The sequence below is a fragment of the Microbacterium sp. F2 genome, assembly GCF_052274505.1.
Taxonomy (GTDB): domain Bacteria; phylum Actinomycetota; class Actinomycetes; order Actinomycetales; family Microbacteriaceae; genus Microbacterium.
Genome location: NZ_JBNVBV010000003.1, coordinates 83,011 through 100,426, shown reverse-complemented (window position 1 = coordinate 100,426; position 17,416 = coordinate 83,011). Strand labels below are relative to the sequence as shown.

Here is a 17,416-nt window from a genome sequence, read left to right as displayed (position 1 = left end):
GTCTTCGGGCGGCCTCGGGCGTGGTGCCGCGTCCAGGAGCGCTCCGTCAGCCAAACTGGTGCGCAATCCACACCCAGGGAGGGGCTCTTCATGCCCGACGGACAGGTTCTGGAGTTCGCGGGGCTCACCAAGCGCTTCGGGACGATCTCGGCGGTCGCCGATCTCACGTGCAGCATCCAGCCCGGACGCATCACGGCGTTTCTCGGACCCAATGGGGCCGGCAAGACCACGACGCTGCGGATGCTGCTGGGCCTCATCCGTCCCACATCCGGCGCGGCGACCATCGGTGGTCGCCGCTACGACGAGCTGACCCATCCGCTGCACACTGTCGGCGCGGTCCTCGAAGCCACCGGCTTCCATCCCGGCCGAACGGGCGCGACACATCTCACGGTGTACGCGCAAGCTGCCGGCATCCCCCGCTCGCGCGTCGATGAGGTGCTGGAGCTCGTCGGACTCACGCACGCTGCGGGGCGCAAGGTCGGGGGCTACTCGCTCGGAATGCGCCAACGGCTCGGGGTGGCGTTCGCGCTGCTCGGTGACCCGGGGGTGCTCGTGCTCGACGAGCCGACCAACGGCCTCGATCCCGAAGGCATCCGCTGGATGCGGTCGTTCCTGCGGACTCTGGCTGGCGAGGGTCGCACCATCCTGGTGTCGTCTCACCTCCTCGCCGAGGTACAGCAGACGGTGGATGCCGCGCTCATCATCTCCGGCGGCCGACTCGTGTTCGAGGGGTCGCTTGCGGACCTCGCGTACCAGGAGGTTCCTGTCACCCTCGTCGACGCACCCGACCGCGGCGCCCTTATCGCAGCACTGGAGGATGCCGCGGCTCCGCTCGAGCACCTGCGCACCGGCATCCAGGTGCAGGGCCTTGACGCTGCTCATGTGGGAGCGATCGCTGCCTCTGCCGGCGTCGCCCTCTCGGCGCTAACCGACCGGGGGCCGGCTCTCGAGGAAATCTTCCTCGAGTACGTCAACGGGACTAGGCCCCCTCTCCTGCTGACGGATGATCCGCGACGTGTGACACCCGCGGACGCTGACGACGCTGACGAAGAGCCGGAGGCAGAAACCGTGACTGACTCGGACGCCGATATCGCCTCGGTAGCTGACGGGACGGACGAGCCCGAAGGCGCGACAGGAGCGAGAGCCGACGAGGACGGGGCGAACCGATGACCGTCGCCACCGTTACCCGGTCGGAGTTCACGAAGTTCTTCTCGACATCCCTGTGGTGGGTGCTCGGCCTCGTGCTCGTTGTTTACATCGCGTTCACGGCAGCTGCGCTCGCCTTCGCGATCGGGGCCGTCGGCAGCGGGATGCTCCCTGGCGAGGGCGCACCGGTTCCGACCGAGGGAGTCGCACCGGTGTTGTATTCACTGGCGGCAAGTGTCGGATACGTGATCCCTCTCATCCTCGGAACCCTCATGGTCACCTCGGAGTTCCGGCACAAGACCCTCACGGCGACGTTCCTCGCAACACCGCGCCGGGGAACCGTGCTCTGGGCGAAGATCGTCGCGGGCATCGTCGTCGGCGTGGGCTTCGGGATCGTCGGCGCGCTGTCATCCGTCGGGCCGGCCGCTGGCCTCCTCGCAGCGTTCGGGGTCGAGACCGACCTCGGCGTGGGCTCGACCTGGGCGCTGATCGCCCGGGTCGTTCTGGCACTGACGATCTGGGTGGTCGTCGGGATCGGCGTCGGCGCGCTCGTGCGCAACCAAGTGGCCGCCGTTGTCGGTGTGCTCGTGTTCACCCAGTTCCTCGAGCCCATCGCCCGTGCGGCGGGGGCGTTCGTGTCAGGACTCGATACCGTCACCAACTACCTGCCGGGCGCGGCGAGCGATGCCCTGGTCGGGGCAAGCATCTTCCAGATGGCGGGCGCGGGCACGAGCACGAGCGGACTCGAATGGTGGGCAGGCGGTGCAGTCCTTCTTGCCTATGCCGTGGTGCTGCTCGTGCTCGGCTACGCGCTGAACTGGCGCCGCGACGTCAGCTGACGAGGTCGGCGACGTCTTCGGCAGGGCCGTCGACGTCGAGCCGCAGCGCTTGAACGAGCGCTAGCCCATGGCGCGTCGTGAGAACGATGCGCTGATAGTCCGGGTGCCCGTCGAGGTCGATCACGACACCGGGACGTCGACCTCGCACCACGACGAAGTCCTCGCTGCTCGCCGACTTCCACGTGCCCATCGCGATGACTCCGCGCACATGTGTTCCGGGACTCGGCACCCCGCGAAGCCACGTCCACACGTCGTCGGTGAGTTGGACTTTGGCGATCGTGCTGCGCGGGATGTCTACATTCTGCCGACGGAATGCAAGCAGACGTTCCGACCCCGACAACGTCACCTCCAGCTGGGAGGAGTCGAGCAGCAGCGTCACCATGAAGCTAGTCTGCCAGCGCCGTTCCCGCCCTTTCGGGGAGTTTGCTTACAAGCCCGCAACGATCCCTCTGCACCCTCCCTCCAACGGCAGACGCTCTGGCGCGATCGACAGCACGTGCACTCTCCGCGTCAACTGCACCGTCGACAACGACTGCGGCGTCCCGCGCGCCGAACCGGGAGCTTGAGCTCCTCAGCGAGCCTCCACTGATTCCTGGTCCCTTGTCGGCATCCGATCATAGGTCGGCTCCACCGCTCGCTCCGTGCGATCGCTCTTTCCAGAGTCCGACCCTTCGGGTCTGCGCTTAGGCGCGTGGATCCCGAGCGTCTTCACGAGCTTGTCCATCCCCCGCGTGCTCACGCCTGCGAGGTAGCAGTCCGCGACGACGGTGATCATCGCCGTTTCGGCGCGCTTGCGGCGCGCTTGCGGCGCGCGAGCAACCACTCCGGGATCTGGACGTCGATCGTACCGACCCGGGTGTCCAGGTCACGGTGCCGATAACCGTTGCGTTGCGCGACACGGTCGGCGCTGGGCTTGCCCCATTCGGCGCCGACGACGGCGTCCACGTCGGCGGACAGCAGCGCGTCGATCATGGTCTGCAGCAGCGAGCGCATCAGATCCGGCGATGCGTCGGTCAGGGCTTCAGCGAGCACGCTCGCACGGTCGCACGGTCGACAATAAGACAATAAGAGGTGCGATCATCGTGATGACTCCGTTCGAGAGGGATGTGAGAGTTTCCTCGAAGGATCACACGGTGACCGCGTCTACGTCATAGCGACAAGCTCGGCCAGCCACCACGCGCTACACAGAGATGATGGATTCGGCTCCGGCGCCGGCGTGACCCGAACTTACACGGACGCCGTTCGCGGCTGTCTTTTTGTGGATCTGTCCGTCGACGCCGGGGCCGCTGCGGGCCGGGCGGGCACATGACTTGATAGGAGCCTGACCGGGAAGTCGTCTCACCTTTGTGCTGTCTGCACTCACCCGACCCGCGGTGACGTTCATCACCGTTGGAAGGGAATCCCGTCAATGACGAGCATGACACTCGACCCGCCGCTCACCAACCTGCTACCACCAGACGCCGAGCTGGTTGCCGGGGTCGACACGCACAAGAACACGCATCACGTCGCGATCCTCGATCTCGTCGGCAGACCCGTCGCGGACCGAGAGTTCCGCGCCGACGGTCGCGGATACGCGCAGATCGTCACGTTCCTCCACGCCCACGGCGATGTCGTCCGCGTCGGGGTGGAGGGAACGGGGTCGTATGGGGCTGGTCTCGCACGCGCGCTGACCGCGGCGGGGCTAACCGTCGTCGAAGTCGCAAGGCAGGACCGGCAAGCCCGCCGTCGTCGCGGCAAGTCCGACCCGCTCGACGCCCACCAGGCAGCGGTCGCTGTCCTCGCGGGGACGGACACCGCGATCCCGAAGTCCGGTGATGGCGCGGTCGAGTGGATGCGGATCCTCCTCGCAGAGCGCCGCTCAGCGGCCAAGGCCAGGGCGCAAGTGATGAACCAGATCCATGCGCTACTGATCACAGCCCCCGAGCTCGTGCGACAGGCGTTCCGGGCGCTCAGTGGGCAGCGTCTGGTGAACACGCTCGCCAAAACCCGTCCCGGGACAATCATGTCCCCCGATCCTGAGGTCGTCGCCCGGCAGACACTGCGACGGTTCGCGGTCCGGCACCTCACCATGCAAGCCGAGATCGACCTCATCGAACAACAGCTGGAGGTGCTCGTCCGACAGGTCAATCCGACGCTGCTGTCGCTGAGCGGCGTCGGTCCCGTCACCGCGGCGACGCTCCTCGTCGCCGCGGGCGACAACCCCGAGCGGCTCGGCACCCGCGCGAGCTTCGCCGCTCTCGCCGGCGTCGCCCCGATCCCCGCCTCCTCCGGGCAACGCACCCGGCACCGGCTCTCCCGCGGCGGTAACCGCCACGCGAACGCCGCGTTGCACAGGATCGTGCTCTTACGCATGCGGCACCGCGAGCCTCGCACGATGGCCTACTTCGAGAGGCGTCGTTCGGAGCAACTCACCGACCGCGACATCATGCGCTGCCTCAAACGCCACGTCGCGAACGAGATCTACGCCGCCCTGCTCAACCCCGCCACCGACAATCCCATCGGACGCGAACTCCGAGCACGCCGACAGGCGGTCGGCATCCCGATCAGCGTTCTCGCCGCCACTCTCGACGTCCCCTACCAGCGGCTCCGACGACTCGAGATCGGCACCCGCGCCGACCCTGAACTCGAAGCCCGAGCGACCGCCGTCCTGGAACAGATCGGCCCACCACTGGCCGCTTGACAGCAATAGGAGCATCCACTATGCGGGACTCAACTCACGAGGAGCGAGCGCATCCACACGTTCTTGCCTGTAACCCTCATCTCCTCTACCACGAGGGTCCCGGCCAGAGCCTCGTAGTGCTCCGGGCTGCCGTGGTGGCGCGAGTTGATCTCGACCCCGGTGCCGTTTTCCAGGTCTCCCGCCGCCCCGAATCCCTTGTCCCCCTTTCTACCTACAGACAGCACTACAGCGAGTCACTAGCGTGACTGCTGTCTCAGAAAGGAGATTGATATGGAACGAAGAATTGGTCGACGTCGAGTATCACTGATTGCCGCTGGTTTTGCTGCGGCGCTTCTCACTGTCGCCATCGCATCACCGGCAGGTGCAGAACAAGTCCCGCCCGGACCGGAAGCCCCGGCTGAAACAGCGCTGATGAGCCCTGGATCATCCACCTCGGAGGTAGTCTTCGCCGTCCCGGCGACCTCCACGTCCAGGTCTGAAGGGGGCGTGGCGGCGGCCGCTGCTTCAAGCTATACGTGCCTGTTGACGGTCGACAACCCGCATTGGTCGAACGGCTCGGCCAGTGTCATCGCTAAGTCACGCGTTCGGTGTAAGGGTCCATCCGGCACGATTCCAGTGCAGGTGCAGATGTACCTTGGAAAGACCGCCTACAACGACGTTGCCACCATGGGGATCGTAGCGCAGTCCTTGTACACGCAGTACGTGCAAGTCACCAGTACCGTCAATTGGGGACCGACGACAACCTGGTATGTCCCGGCACTGAACAGCGGTACGCATATTTCTCGGGCCGCCTACTTCAGAGCTTCAGCTTCGGCGAACACTGCGCCGCCCCTCCTGCCGCTGGCTGCGCCCCCGAGCGCAGCCTCGAGCTTCCTCTGGGTGCCCTAAACCGAGGCTGGGCGGGGTGCGTCTGCGCTACCCCGCCCAGCTGAAGACACGCAACAATCCCATCCCAGATGGCCAGCCGGTCTCCACGTAAGCCGTGAACTCTCGTCCATCGGCCCGCGCCCAGTCGATGACCTCGATTACCGACGATGCACCCTCAAGTTGCCACTCATCAGTGGCACCGAGCTCACTGAAGTAGACGCGATAGACCGGATCTTCCATCTCGTACGCTGCGTCACGCGGGTCGACTCGGCTTATGTCCATGGAACCATCTTCCCGACTGGCTCCTCTTTAGGAAAGAGCGATGCCTCCCGATGAACAAACCGGAACTGTAGCCCGCCGACAGGACGCAAACGGCACACGACAGGTTCGACACTTACCCTCCTGGAGAACCCCAGGCCCCGCATGACTACGGGGTATTCGGAACGATCTCAACGCGCCGCGATTCCTGCACAACCGGATTGCCGACCACCACAACACGCTGTGCTGTCCGTCACCACCAACGCCCGACTACGCAAGAGGCTGCTCAGTAATGAGCAGGATTCACCCGACCTTTGCCGCGATCGCCGGGGCGCGAAGCAGCGTCCGGCGGCTACTGGGGGGCGATCCAAGACGACGCTCACGTATGCCTGGAAGGCTCTAGAGGCGCTCAGAACGCCACAGGAGGCCGTAGGGACCTTGCCCGTGACCGGCGTCACTCCGTCGCCGCCCTGACTTCCCAAGGAGCGCCTGAAGGGTTCACGTAGGCACGCCCTCTCAAAACGGCGTCCGAAAGACGATCGTTCCACGGAAACCATCCGCGCGTCCGCACGCGCACAATCCACCGGACGCGAGAACGCCATCGCGACGCGGCCGAGTACCTCGAGGACGGTGCAACACTGGGGTGGTGGGCACGCTCAACCGAACACCGACTCGCCCCGCTGCCGTGAGCCTCGACGATGCCCTCTCACGAGCCAAAGCGGGCGGCGACCTCGGCCGCGACGATCTGATCGCGGTGCTCAGCGCGCGAGGGCCGGAGTTGGATGCCGTCCTCGATGTTGCGAGCGACCTGCGGGATCACGGCCTGAGAGAGGCGGGTCGCCCGGGAATCTTCACGTACTCCCGCAAGGTGTTCGTCCCGGTCACCACCCTCTGCCGGGACCGCTGCCACTACTGCGTGTTCGTCGATACCCCCGGACAGCTGCAGCGCGCCGGCAAGCCGGTGTTCATGAGCCCCGAGCAGGTGCTCGCCGTCGCCCGCGCCGGCCAGCGCCAGGGCTGCAAGGAGGCTCTGCTCACGCTCGGCGACCGCCCCGAGGAACGGTGGCCCGAGGCTCGCCGTTGGCTCGACGAACACGGTTTCGCGTCGACGCTCGACTACGTCGCGCACGTCGCCCGTCTCATCACGGCCGAGACCGGCATGCTCGCGCATCTGAACCCCGGCGTCATGAGCGCCGACGAACTTCAGCGGTTGCGCCCGACAGGACCATCGATGGGCATGATGCTCGAGACGACGTCGCGCGAGCTGTTCGAGACCCCGGGACAGGTGCACTATGGGTCCCCCGACAAGGATCCCGACGTCAGGCTTCGGGTGATCGAGGAAGCCGGCATCCACCGCATTCCGTTCACGACCGGCATCCTCGTGGGGATCGGCGAGACGATCAGCGACCGCGCCGACTCCCTGCTGGCTCTGCGGGACGCGCACCGTCGCCACGGACACCTGCAAGAGATCATCGTGCAGAACTTCCGCGCGAAGCCCGGGACCGCGATGCGGGACGCGGCGGATGCCGAGCTGGAGGAGTACGTCGCCGCAGTGGCGGCTGCGCGCCTGACGATGGGCGCGAATGCACGCATCCAGGTTCCGCCGAACCTCAGCGACCCGACCGAGTTCGCCCTTCTCGTGCGGGCCGGTGCTGATGACTGGGGCGGGGTCTCGCCGGTGACAGCCGACCATGTCAATCCCGAGCGTCCGTGGCCCCACCTCGACGATCTGGCGGCCCGCACGGCCGAGCTGGGTTTCGAGTTGCGTGAACGTCTCACGGCGCATCCGGAGTACATCCGCGACGCCGCGACGTGGCTCGCTCCCGAGTTGCACTCGGCCGTGGCCGCCCTTGCCGACCCGGTCACCGGGCTCGCACTGTCGACGTTCACTGCACCAGCCCCGGCGAGCGCGACCCGGCCCGCCCGGGGCAACTCGTTCGAAACGCTGGTGACGGATGCCGCGACCGACCCGGAGTCTCTCGCTGACGAGGACTGGGTACGGCTGCTGTCGGCACGGGACGCAGAACTCGAGGCAGTCACGCGCGCAGCCGACGATGTGCGCCGATACACGGTCGGCGAGGCGATCAGCGTCGTCGTCAACCGCAACCTCACCACGACCGGGCTACGCCCGAGCGTGTCTGATGGCGACCCGGACCGCGACACGTTCACGATCGCCGAGGTCGCCGAGATCGCTCGGGACGCGGCGGGCCTCGGTGCGAGCGAGCTGTGCGCGCAGGGCATCATCCCGATCGAGGCGGATGCCTACCTCGAACTCGCTCGCACGGTAAAGGATGCCGCGCCCACGCTGCACCTGCACGCCTTCCGCCCGCAGGACGTCTGGGACTTCGCGTCCCGGAGCGGACTCTCGATCGACGAGGCCTACCGTGAGCTCAGGGGTGCGGGCGTCGATACCGTCCCGGGCACCGGCGTCAAGGTTCTCGATGACGGCATCCGCGAGCGGGTGGCCGCCACCGATCTTCCCGTCGATCAGTGGCTCACCGCAATCCGCGCCGCACATGCTGCGGGGCTGCGGTCGACATCCGTGCTCTTCTACGGCCACGTCGAAAGCGCCGCCGACCGCGTCGCGCACCTGCGCACCCTTCGCGACCTGCAGCGCGAGACGGGTGGATTCACCGAGTTCGTGCCGATCCCGCTGCCCGGATACGGCGTGCCGCTCGTCGCGGACAGGTCACCGATCGATGAGCATCGCGCCATGGTCGCCGTGTCACGGCTGCTGCTGTCGGGCGCGATCTCACACATCCAGGTGCCGTGGCCTCGGCTCGACGCCGCCAGCATTCCCGTGTTGCTGCGCTCGGGCGCCGACGACCTCGGCGGCACGCTGCTCGATGGTCGGGTCCTGCCCCGCACCGGTGTGGAGCACGGGCGCGAGCTCCCCCTGTCTGAGGCTGAGCGCATCGCCCGGCACCTGCTGCGGCCCCTCCGGCAGCGCACGACCGACTACCGGGACGCGCGCCCCGCTGCTCGCACGGGCGACCGAAACCGGGAGCCGCGATGACACCCGAACACGAGGTGGTGATCGTCGGCGCGGGTTTCGCGGGCCTCGCCGCCGCGATGGAACTCGAAGCCGCCGGAGTCACCGACGTCGTGATCCTCGAGCGGGCGAGAGAGGTGGGAGGCACCTGGCGCGAGAACACCTACCCGGGCGTCGCCTGCGATGTTCCAGCCCACCTCTACGCTCTGGCGCGTCATCCGTGGCCGCACTGGACACGGGAGTTCGCGCCCGGAGCCGAGATCCAGGCGTACCTCCGACGCGTCGCCGCCACCACAGGGATCGACAGCCGCATCCGGTTCGACACCGCGCTGCTTGACGCCCGTTGGGACGACGGCGCGTGGAACCTGCAGACCACCGGCGGTGGTCTGCGGGCACGGATGCTCGTCCTCGCGTGCGGACGGCTCACCGAACCGTCGCTCCCCGAGGTGCATGGGCTGGCTGCCTTCCCCGGTCCGGTCGTGCACTCGGCACGGTGGGATTCCCAGCTCGACCTGGACGGTAAGCGCATCGCGGTCGTCGGCACGGGCGCGAGCGGAGTCCAGCTCGTCCCGGAGCTCGTGCGCCGTGGTGCCGAGGTGACACTGTTCCAGCGTTCCGCGCCTTGGATCCTTCCCCGCGGCGGCAGAACCTACACGGATGCCGAACGCGAGCGGTTCGCGACTCACCCCGAGGTGCTCGCCGCCCTGCGCGAGAACCTGTTCCTCGACGGTGAGGCGCGCCACGCCTCGCGCGCCGGCGATGCGGCAGCGGCGGCTGCGGCATCCGACCAGGCCCTGGCGCACCTGCACGCGCAGGTATCCGATCCGACGCTGCGCGCGTGGCTCACCCCTGACTACGCGTTCGGCTGCAAGCGCGTGCTGCTCTCCGACGACTTCTACCCAGCCGTGGCCTCGGACGCCGTCACCCTTGAGCCCTCGGCGCTGGCGCGGGCGGATGGCGGTACCCTCGTCGCCGCGAGCGGGCGGCGACATGCCGTGGACACCGTGGTCCTTGCAACGGGGTTCAGCGCGACACGTCAGCCCTACGCCGAGCTGGTCACCGGCGAGCACGGCATTTCTCTTGACGAGCACTGGGCAAGCGGAATGTCATCAGCGCTGTCGACGATCGTGAGCGGATTCCCGAACCTGTTCATCCTCAACGGACCCAACGCGTCCCTCGGTCACAACTCATCGATCCTCATGCTGGAGGAGCAGGCAGCGTACGCCGCGCGGACGATCGCCGCGGCCCCGGCAACGGCCACCTTGCGCCCCGACCCCGCCGTCGAGCAGGAGTACACCCGCATGATCGTGCGACGCTCGCGCGACACCGCCTGGGTCTCCGGAGGATGCCGCAACTGGTACGTCGACGAACGGTCCGGGCGCCTCACCTTGCTGTGGCCGGGCACCGTGACACAGTTCCGCGACCAGCTCCGCGGGGCCGACGGCAGCGAATTCCTGACTGAACCCGCTACCGAAAGGAGCACCACGCCATGACCATCCCCCTGCGCCTGGGATACAAAGCATCCGCCGAGCAGTTCGGCCCGAACGAGCTCGCCGACTTCGCGGTGGATGCCGAACACGCCGGGTTCGACTCGGTGTTCGTCTCCGATCATCTCCAGCCGTGGATGCACCAAGGTGGCCACGCGCCCGCGGCTATCCCGTGGCTCGGCGCCGTCGGCGCACGCACATCCCGGATCCTCCTCGGCACGTCGGTGCTCACCCCTACCTTCCGCTACCACCCCGGCGTCGTCGCGCAGGCTTTCGCGACCCTCGGCGTGATGTACCCGGGGCGCATCATCCTGGGGGTCGGCACCGGCGAATCCCTCAACGAGGTGACCCTCGGCATCCCGTGGCCCGAGCCACCCGAACGTTTCCGTCGCCTGAAGGAGTCGCTCACGCTCCTGAACAAGCTGTGGACCGCCGAGCGCGTCAGTTTCGACGGCGAGTTCTGGCAGGTTCGCGATGCGACGATCTACGACCGTCCCGATACTCCCGTGCCGGTCTACATCGGTGCAGCGGGCCCCGCCGCTACCCGTCTGGCAGGTCGCGTCGCCGATGGCTTCATCACGACAAGCGGCAAGGACCCAGCTCTGTACACCGACACACTCCTTCCAGCTCTTGATGAGGGGCTGGAGAAGTCGGGGCGCACGCGTGATGACATCGACACGCTCATCGAGGTGAAGGTCTCGTACCATCCCGATCCCGCCGAAGCCCTCGAGCGCACCCGGTTCTGGGCCCCTCTCGCGCTCAGCCCCGAAGAGAAGGTCGGCATTCACGATCCCATCGAGATGCAGCGACGGGCCGCGGAACTGCCGATCGAGCGTGTCGCGAAACGGTTCATCGTCTCGTCCGACCCCGACGAGCACGTCGATCGCATCGTCGAAGTCGCCGAGCGCGGCTTTCGCCACCTCGTGTTCCACGACCCCGGGCACGACCAGGCGGAGTTCATGGAACGCTACAGCCGCGACATCCTCCCCCGCCTGCGCGAACGTCTGGATCCGTGAGCGGCTGGACGCTTGTCATCCCGGTGCGCGGCGGCGCGGGAAAGAGTCGCCTCGTCGTGCCGGATATCGATCGGGCAGCACTGGCGCGCGCGATCGGGCTCGACACGATAGCCGCAGCGCGAGCATGCCGGGTCGTCGCGCAGGTCGTTGTCGTGACGGCGGATGCCCAGATCGCCCGTGCGATCGACGATGATTGCCTCATCGTGGCCGATCCCGGGACCGGGCTGAACGACGCGGTGCGGGCCGGGCTCGCGGTGACGGATGCCGCCCAGCCGCGAGCCGCGATGCTCGGCGACCTTCCCGCGCTTCGCGCCACAGACCTGGAGACCGTGCTCGTGGCGGCAGCACGGTACGAGAGCGCGGCGCTGCCGGACGCGGAAGGGACGGGCACGACCCTCATCACGCGGACGGTGGCCGGGAAGCTCGTCCCCGCATTCGGTGAGGACTCTTTCACCCGCCACCGGGCAGCAGGATTCCTCGACCTCGCCCGCGAGATCGAGGCCGGCCGGCAGCAGCGGGGGGCCTGGAGCGCACGGCGAGACGTCGACACTCTCGATCAGCTCCACGAAGCCGCCCAGCTCGGGCTCGGCATCCGCACGGCCGCACTCTTGGAAGGGAGATCGCGTCAGGGCGCAGCTTCGTCGGTCGCATGAAGCAGCGGAAAGCGCGCAACGACCTCGATGAGCGCATCGACGGTCTGGCGATCGGCCACACCGTCGACAGTGAGACCGGCGGCCTGGGCGTCAGTGGCGGTCCGCGGGCCGATCGCCGCCACGACGGTCGAAGGCGGAATGTGCGGGAACTGCTCGCGCACCTGTTCGGCGACCGATCCGCTTGTGACGAGGATCGCGTTGATCCGACCGCTGCGCACGTCGTTCGCGATGCGCTCGGTCACCGGAACCCCGACCGTGCGGTAGGCGACCACGCTGCGCACGCGGTGGCCGGCTTCGGTGAGCATTCCGGTGAGCACCGGCTTTGCCGTCTCGCTGCGCAGTGTCAGGATGTCGCGCGGCTCGGGTTCGAGGTCAATCATCTGCCCTGCCAGGCCCGCGGCTGAATTGTCGAGGTCTGGCACGAGGTCCACGCGGTACCCGACGGCTTGCAGCGCTGCAGCTGTGGTTTCTCCGACCGCGGCAACCTTCGTCTGCGGGGGGATGACGGCGCGGTAGGCATAGAGGACGTCGACGGTGGTCGCACTCGTGAGCGTCACCCAGTCGAAGTCGCCCGCCGCAAGGGCCGCTAGCGCCGACTCGAGCTCTGTCTGGTCAGTTGTGGGGGCGAAGTTGATCAGCGGCGCGATGACAGGTACGGCGCCCTGGCGCCGCAGCGTCGCGGCGACGGAGTCGCCCCAGGGGCCCCCGCGGGGGACCAGAACACGCCACCCGGCCAGTGGCTTGGCGGCGGTCTTGGACGGTGCTCGGTTCATGATCGACTCATCGATGCGGAGTCGACCGCCCGACGTTCGAGCAGCCGAACAACGTGTCACCTCGGGTCACAGGATGGTGGCAACTACGTCGTCGGCAGCTTCCGCATCATCGCGCTGCCTGTTGTCCGAGCATAACCCCCACGCTCGGGGGATGTCGCGGTCAAAAGGTCACGAGATGGTCACCTCGTGGCTGCTGCGGGGCTACTTGTTGACGTACGAGTTGACGCCCCACCACACCAAAGCGCCCACGGCCGCCGCTTTCACCACGGCGAGAGTGACGGTCGCGACGGGGTGTTCGCGCGAGAAGCGGCGCAGTTTCGTCACCGCGCTGTCGGTGGCCTTCGAGACCTGCTTGGGAACGTTGGTCTTGTCTTCGATGGCAGCGAGCGCGGCCTTCAACTCTGCCCGGGCCCTCTCGACCGGGTCCGTGAGCGACAGGTCTACCGCTGTCTTGGGAACGCCGGTCTCAGAGCTCATCACGGATCTCCTTGATGTCTTGGCTGACAGCCTGGGCGGGGTTACGCCTGCGGGTGAGCTTCCGGAATCTCAGCACGCCGAGCAGGGCGAACACGATAGTCACGACGAGGAGGGCGGCGAACACGACCAGCGCCGACAGCCACACCGGCCACCACGACGAGAGCCCGGCGATCAGGAAGGTACCGAACACCGGCAACGACCAGAACAGCACGAACAGGGCGACGAGGAACAGGACGACGCCGATCCCGGCATCCTTCCCCGCCTGCCGCGCCCATGCCTTCGCGGCATCGACCTCGGCGACAATCAGGTTCCGTATCAGTTCCGGAAGCTCGCCGAGGAGCGAGAGAAGGGAATCGTTCGCCCGATCGCGGAATTCTCGAGGGGCGCTCATGTCACTCCTTGCCGGCTGCCTTGGCGATGTCGTCGATCGCCTCGTCGGCTGCCTGCTTCACAGCGTCGGCAGACGTGTCGGCTGCGCTGCTGACGGCATCCACGGAGTCTTTCCCGGCCTTCACCGCGGCGTCGAGCCGCTCGCCCGCGGTCCCCTTCGAGGTGGCAGCCTTGGTCACCTTGACCGCCGAGTCCCAAAGGGTGCTCGGCAACGCCATCGCGCTGGACTTCGCGAAGTCCTTCGCTTTGCCCACCTGCTTCTGCACGGGCTCCATGTTCCAGACCTTCAGAGCCTGGGACTTGATCTGCTCGTATCTCTGCCGACCGGCACGCGACCCGAGCACGTAGCCCACGGCGAGTCCGACGACGAGTCCTGCTTTGCCCCTCATGGGGTCTCCTCACGCTTGTCGAGCGGGTGGTCCTCACCCAGCGTAACGCCATCGGCATGCGTCCCCCACAGGAGGTTGACACGGAGCCGCTCAGCCTCCTCGCGCGCGTGCGCGACGACGCGCGCGAGGCCCGGGCCCGACACCCACGCACCCACGAGGCCGAGCCCGCGCACTTTGCCTACCCGCTCTCGCAGCGTCTGGGCTGCCTCGTCTCGCCCCCGCATCACGGCGGCCGGCGGCTGCACCCACCGGTCTCGACGCGCTTCGACAACCGCGTCAGCGGGTAGACCGAGCAAGGCTTCAGCCTCACGCGCCGCCTTGACGAAAACGTCGTCGTCACTGAGCGCGGCAGTCGGGGGCGCGGTCTCGAGGTCACCATACGTGAGGCGGGCCACGCGCACCCCGGTGACAGTACCGGTCCAGCGCGCGGTCTCGTCCGACGCGACAACCGGTTCGGTTGCGGGGTTCAGCGTGAAGACGGTGGTGTGCTGCTCCTCGGGTGCCGGCGCGGAGGCGACGAGCGTGACGACATCCTGCACGAGTTCGCGCGTCAGGAGCTCAGGGACGGAGAAGGGCACGAGGCGGGTGGCGTCGGCAGCTTCCGTTGCGACGATCACGGCGTCAGCGGCCAGTGTCTGCGTCTCATCGACGGTATCCAGGGTGACGGTCCAGGAACCGCCCGAGGACGTGAGCTGGGATACTCGCGCCCCGGTGATGACAGAAGCCCCGTAGTCGCCAAGGCGCGCGATCAGGGCATCGACCAGACGTGTCGGTCCGCCCACCAGGCCATGGATCGGCGGAACCCCTGACTCGTCGTCGGCGACCGCCAGCAATTCGCCAGCCGCGGCGGCGAGCGATCCGGTTCGCGTCAGTGCCGAACTCAGTCCGGGCGCGATGAGGCCGACATCCACCGCGTCGGGGACCAGTCCGTACCGGGCCCGCATCAGCGGGGCAACGAGCCGGTTGTGAATCTGCCCGCCCATGCGACGACGAACGAGTGTGCCGAGGTTGCGTTCTTTCCCGATGGTCAGCGGCGGGCGCAGCCGGTCGAGATAGGCCCGCCAGGTGCCGGCCCACCCGATCACGCGGCGCACCATCGGATCCCACGGATTCGCCGGTATGCCGGCCACGGTCTGCTCCGGGTAGGGCTGGACCCCACCGGAAACCGCGACCCAGACATCCGCGTTCGCCGGCTCGACCACCTCATCGCCGAGACCCAGTTCCGCCACGAGCGCGTCGACTGCACCGTTTCGGGTAGCCCAGCCCGTGGCGCCGAGGTCGACAGCGATACCCGCGACCTCGGCGCGCGCGATGGCACCGCCGAGACGCTCGGATGCTTCAACCAGCGTCACCTGCAGCCCGACCTTCGCGCACTCCAGCGCGGCAACCAGTCCGGCGATGCCACCGCCGACAACGACGACGTGCTCGGATCTGGCGTGTTCGACCAGCTTCTCGAACGCGGATTCGGCCATTCCTCCATCCTCCACCATCCGCGCGAGCCCCAATCCCAGCCGAGTTGTCCTTCACCCACGCGAGTTGTCCTTCCTCCGCGCGAGTTGTCCTTCCTCCGCGCGAGTTGTCCTTCACCCACATCGAGCAACTAAGGACAACTCGACTCAAGGAAGGACAAGTCGGCTGAAAGGAGGACAAGTCGGCTGAGCGAAGGACAACTGGGCTGAGAGAGGGATCCGCCCGTGGAACACTGATGACATGGAGTTGCACATCACCGGCGACGAGGCTGCTGACCGTCTGCTGTCGGATGACCCGCTGGCCCTCCTGATCGGGATGCTGCTTGACCAGCGTGTGCGATAACCATTGGCAATCGCGACGACCGCGTGCGACCACCGCCTGCTTGAGGGGCTCGCGGGCGGATGAGTCCTCGAGCCGCTCGTGGCGGCGTTCAGTCTGCTGACGTCGCGTCCCTGGGGAGCTCCACGATGTTGGCGCTGATGCCGGACAGGAAGTGGCCGCCGAGCGGGGACAGAGAGAGCTCCTTTCGCTTGGCCCCGGTGCGAGGGGCGTCGACAGCCTTGCTCACGAGGAGCCCGGAGTCCTCGAGGCGTTTCACCGTGCGATACAGGCCCCTCTCAGTCACGTGCCAGCCGGAAGCGGCGGCGAGATGAGTGGTGAGGTCATTGACGGTGACCGGTTGATGAATGGACGTCAGTCGCAGAAGGATCGGGGCAAGCATGGCCTTCTTATAGGTCTCCACCCATGACTCGATTCGGCTTGTCACCCACTCTTCATTCTCATCGGGGTGCGCCATGTTCACACCTCAATCTTCCCAGCCGCGGCCCAGAATGGCCCCAATCAGGTGAATGAGCAGCCCCAGCCCCCACACTGAGCTCATCACAAGCGTTGCTCCGAACCACGGCGTAGCGAGCAGGTCATGGGCTGCGAGCTGGAAGCCATCAGCCTCACCAGCCAGGGCGACACTGCGGATGGCTGCGTGCAGATTGAAGGATGACGTGATGACGACGAAAGCGACCGCGTGCGCGACGACTTGCCCGAAGCGCACCCGTCGAAGTTCGCGGCGGTTGGACCACAGCCAGACGACGATCCCAAGCGCGACTGCGGCGGTAAGGAGGCCAGCGAGGAGCCCGATCTGACCGCCGGTCAGAGCGATCACCGTTTGCACGCCCGCCATCGCAATAAACAGGATCAGCGCATAGGGCAGTAGAAGTCGGCGTGCGTTGACGGAAGTTTGATTTGTTGTCATATGGGTACTGTACCAGAAGTACAGTACCTTCGAGTAGGCACGACCTTGAACGCCGCAACACCTACCGGCATCGCCCCGTGGCTCACGACCTTTACCGCTCGCCAAGTCCACTAGGCCTCGATGTCAGACTGGGTGCATGACGCTCCACATCACCGGCGATGCCGACGCCGACCAACTGCTGACCGACAACCCGCTCGCCCTCCTGATCGGGATGCTGCTCGATCAGCAGATCGCGATGGAGACCGCCTTCACAGGCCCGAAGAAGATCAGGGAACGAACGGGAGAGCTCTCCGCATCCGCCCTGGCGGCGTACGCCCCCGAAGCATTCGTCGAGGTGTTCCGCCAGACCCCGGCCGTGCACCGGTTTCCGGGATCGATGGCGGGCAGGGTGCAGGCGCTGTGTGAGGCGGTCGCGACCGACTGGGATGACGATGCCGCCGAGATATGGACGCGGGGCGAACCCGATGGCGCCGAGGTGTTGAGACGACTGAAGAAGCTGCCCGGGTTCGGGGAGCAGAAGGCGAAGATCTTCCTCGCCCTGCTGGGAAAGCAGTACGGGTACGACGGGGACGGATGGCGCGAGGCCTCCGCTCCCTACGGCGAAGAAGGGTCCTTCCGCAGCGTCGCTGACATCACCAGCCCCGAGTCCCTTGCGAAGGTGCGAGAGCACAAGAAGGCGATGAAGGCTGCCGCCAAGGGCTGATACTCACCCTCGATTCCGCAGCCTGTG

At 67.1% G+C, this 17,416-nt stretch carries 17 protein-coding genes and 2 pseudogenes; 9 read left to right on the top strand and 10 right to left on the bottom strand.

The window, feature by feature from the left end; genetic code table 11:
• The first annotated feature begins 90 nt into the window (after positions 1 to 90).
• Positions 91 to 1,170 carry an ABC transporter ATP-binding protein gene (locus ACQVDU_RS08205; RefSeq protein ID WP_443476825.1) on the top strand — a complete coding sequence of 360 codons (1,080 nt, stop codon included), beginning with the start codon at positions 91 to 93 and terminating at the stop codon, positions 1,168 to 1,170.
• Positions 1,167 to 1,985 (top strand): ABC transporter permease, encoded by an 819-nt coding sequence (locus tag ACQVDU_RS08200; protein ID WP_443476824.1) that lies wholly within the window; start codon positions 1,167 to 1,169, stop codon positions 1,983 to 1,985. The genes ACQVDU_RS08205 and ACQVDU_RS08200 overlap by 4 nt, the downstream gene beginning before the upstream one ends.
• Here the strand turns inward: ACQVDU_RS08200 and ACQVDU_RS08195 are convergent.
• Positions 1,978 to 2,367, bottom strand: a complete 390-nt coding sequence (locus ACQVDU_RS08195; protein ID WP_443476823.1) for a hypothetical protein — start codon at positions 2,365 to 2,367, stop codon at positions 1,978 to 1,980. The genes ACQVDU_RS08200 and ACQVDU_RS08195 overlap by 8 nt on opposite strands.
• A gap of 306 nt (positions 2,368 to 2,673) precedes the next feature.
• Positions 2,674 to 3,050 (bottom strand): annotated as a pseudogene (locus ACQVDU_RS08190) (transposase); the annotation flags it as partial.
• Positions 3,051 to 3,393: 343 nt separating this feature from the next.
• Between ACQVDU_RS08190 and ACQVDU_RS08185 the strand changes: the two are divergent.
• On the top strand, positions 3,394 to 4,665 hold the full coding sequence (locus ACQVDU_RS08185) for an IS110 family transposase (RefSeq protein WP_443476822.1): 1,272 nt from the start codon (positions 3,394 to 3,396) through the stop codon (positions 4,663 to 4,665).
• 915 nt (positions 4,666 to 5,580) lie between these two features.
• Here ACQVDU_RS08185 and ACQVDU_RS08180 read toward each other — a convergent pair.
• Positions 5,581 to 5,814 (bottom strand): hypothetical protein, encoded by a 234-nt coding sequence (locus tag ACQVDU_RS08180; protein ID WP_300590740.1) that lies wholly within the window; start codon positions 5,812 to 5,814, stop codon positions 5,581 to 5,583.
• A 622-nt stretch (positions 5,815 to 6,436) separates the two neighbouring features.
• Between ACQVDU_RS08180 and cofG the strand changes: the two genes are divergently transcribed.
• From cofG to cofC, 4 genes are read left to right on the top strand one after another with little or no spacing between them, the layout of a single operon-like run.
• Entirely contained in the window at positions 6,437 to 8,806 is a 2,370-nt protein-coding gene (gene cofG, locus ACQVDU_RS08175; protein WP_443476821.1) for a 7,8-didemethyl-8-hydroxy-5-deazariboflavin synthase CofG, read from the top strand.
• Positions 8,803 to 10,275, top strand: a complete 1,473-nt coding sequence (locus tag ACQVDU_RS08170; protein ID WP_443476820.1) for a flavin-containing monooxygenase — start codon at positions 8,803 to 8,805, stop codon at positions 10,273 to 10,275. Before cofG ends, ACQVDU_RS08170 begins: the two co-directional genes overlap by 4 nt.
• Positions 10,272 to 11,285: a glucose-6-phosphate dehydrogenase (coenzyme-F420) gene (fgd, locus tag ACQVDU_RS08165; protein WP_443476819.1), complete on the top strand. Its 1,014-nt coding sequence runs from the start codon at positions 10,272 to 10,274 to the stop codon at positions 11,283 to 11,285. The genes ACQVDU_RS08170 and fgd overlap by 4 nt, the downstream gene beginning before the upstream one ends.
• Positions 11,282 to 11,938: a 2-phospho-L-lactate guanylyltransferase gene (gene cofC, locus ACQVDU_RS08160; protein WP_443476818.1), complete on the top strand. Its 657-nt coding sequence runs from the start codon at positions 11,282 to 11,284 to the stop codon at positions 11,936 to 11,938. Before fgd ends, cofC begins: the two co-directional genes overlap by 4 nt.
• Here the strand turns inward: cofC and ACQVDU_RS08155 are convergent.
• From ACQVDU_RS08155 to ACQVDU_RS08135, 5 genes are all read right to left on the bottom strand, one after another.
• Positions 11,911 to 12,711 carry a uroporphyrinogen-III synthase gene (locus ACQVDU_RS08155; RefSeq protein ID WP_228178331.1) on the bottom strand — a complete coding sequence of 267 codons (801 nt, stop codon included), beginning with the start codon at positions 12,709 to 12,711 and terminating at the stop codon, positions 11,911 to 11,913. The two genes, cofC and ACQVDU_RS08155, sit on opposite strands and share 28 nt — an antisense overlap.
• Before the next feature lie 201 nt (positions 12,712 to 12,912).
• Positions 12,913 to 13,188 carry a hypothetical protein gene (locus ACQVDU_RS08150; RefSeq protein ID WP_228178330.1) on the bottom strand — a complete coding sequence of 92 codons (276 nt, stop codon included), beginning with the start codon at positions 13,186 to 13,188 and terminating at the stop codon, positions 12,913 to 12,915.
• A complete protein-coding gene (locus ACQVDU_RS08145; protein ID WP_228178329.1) occupies positions 13,178 to 13,579 on the bottom strand; it encodes a phage holin family protein in 402 nt (133 codons plus the stop codon). The genes ACQVDU_RS08150 and ACQVDU_RS08145 overlap by 11 nt, the downstream gene beginning before the upstream one ends.
• 1 nt (position 13,580) lies before the next feature.
• A complete protein-coding gene (locus tag ACQVDU_RS08140) occupies positions 13,581 to 13,967 on the bottom strand; it encodes a hypothetical protein (protein WP_228178328.1) in 387 nt (128 codons plus the stop codon).
• Positions 13,964 to 15,439: a protoporphyrinogen/coproporphyrinogen oxidase gene (locus ACQVDU_RS08135; protein WP_443476817.1), complete on the bottom strand. Its 1,476-nt coding sequence runs from the start codon at positions 15,437 to 15,439 to the stop codon at positions 13,964 to 13,966. The genes ACQVDU_RS08140 and ACQVDU_RS08135 overlap by 4 nt, the downstream gene beginning before the upstream one ends.
• Positions 15,440 to 15,677: 238 nt before the next feature.
• Between ACQVDU_RS08135 and ACQVDU_RS08130 the strand changes: the two are divergent.
• Positions 15,678 to 15,773: pseudogene (locus tag ACQVDU_RS08130) on the top strand (HhH-GPD-type base excision DNA repair protein); the annotation flags it as partial.
• A 94-nt stretch (positions 15,774 to 15,867) separates the two neighbouring features.
• Here the strand turns inward: ACQVDU_RS08130 and ACQVDU_RS08125 are convergent.
• Together ACQVDU_RS08125 and ACQVDU_RS08120 are read right to left on the bottom strand one after the other, a co-directional pair.
• The gene (locus tag ACQVDU_RS08125; protein ID WP_443476816.1) at positions 15,868 to 16,203 is read right to left on the bottom strand and encodes a PadR family transcriptional regulator; all 336 of its coding nucleotides are present in this window, start codon (positions 16,201 to 16,203) and stop codon (positions 15,868 to 15,870) included.
• Between the two features lie 39 nt (positions 16,204 to 16,242).
• Positions 16,243 to 16,686 carry a hypothetical protein gene (locus tag ACQVDU_RS08120; protein ID WP_228178325.1) on the bottom strand — a complete coding sequence of 148 codons (444 nt, stop codon included), beginning with the start codon at positions 16,684 to 16,686 and terminating at the stop codon, positions 16,243 to 16,245.
• 136 nt (positions 16,687 to 16,822) lie between these two features.
• Here ACQVDU_RS08120 and ACQVDU_RS08115 point away from each other — a divergent pair, with 136 nt between their 5' ends.
• Positions 16,823 to 17,389 carry an HhH-GPD-type base excision DNA repair protein gene (locus ACQVDU_RS08115; protein WP_443476815.1) on the top strand — a complete coding sequence of 189 codons (567 nt, stop codon included), beginning with the start codon at positions 16,823 to 16,825 and terminating at the stop codon, positions 17,387 to 17,389.
• Positions 17,390 to 17,416: the final 27 nt, after the last annotated feature.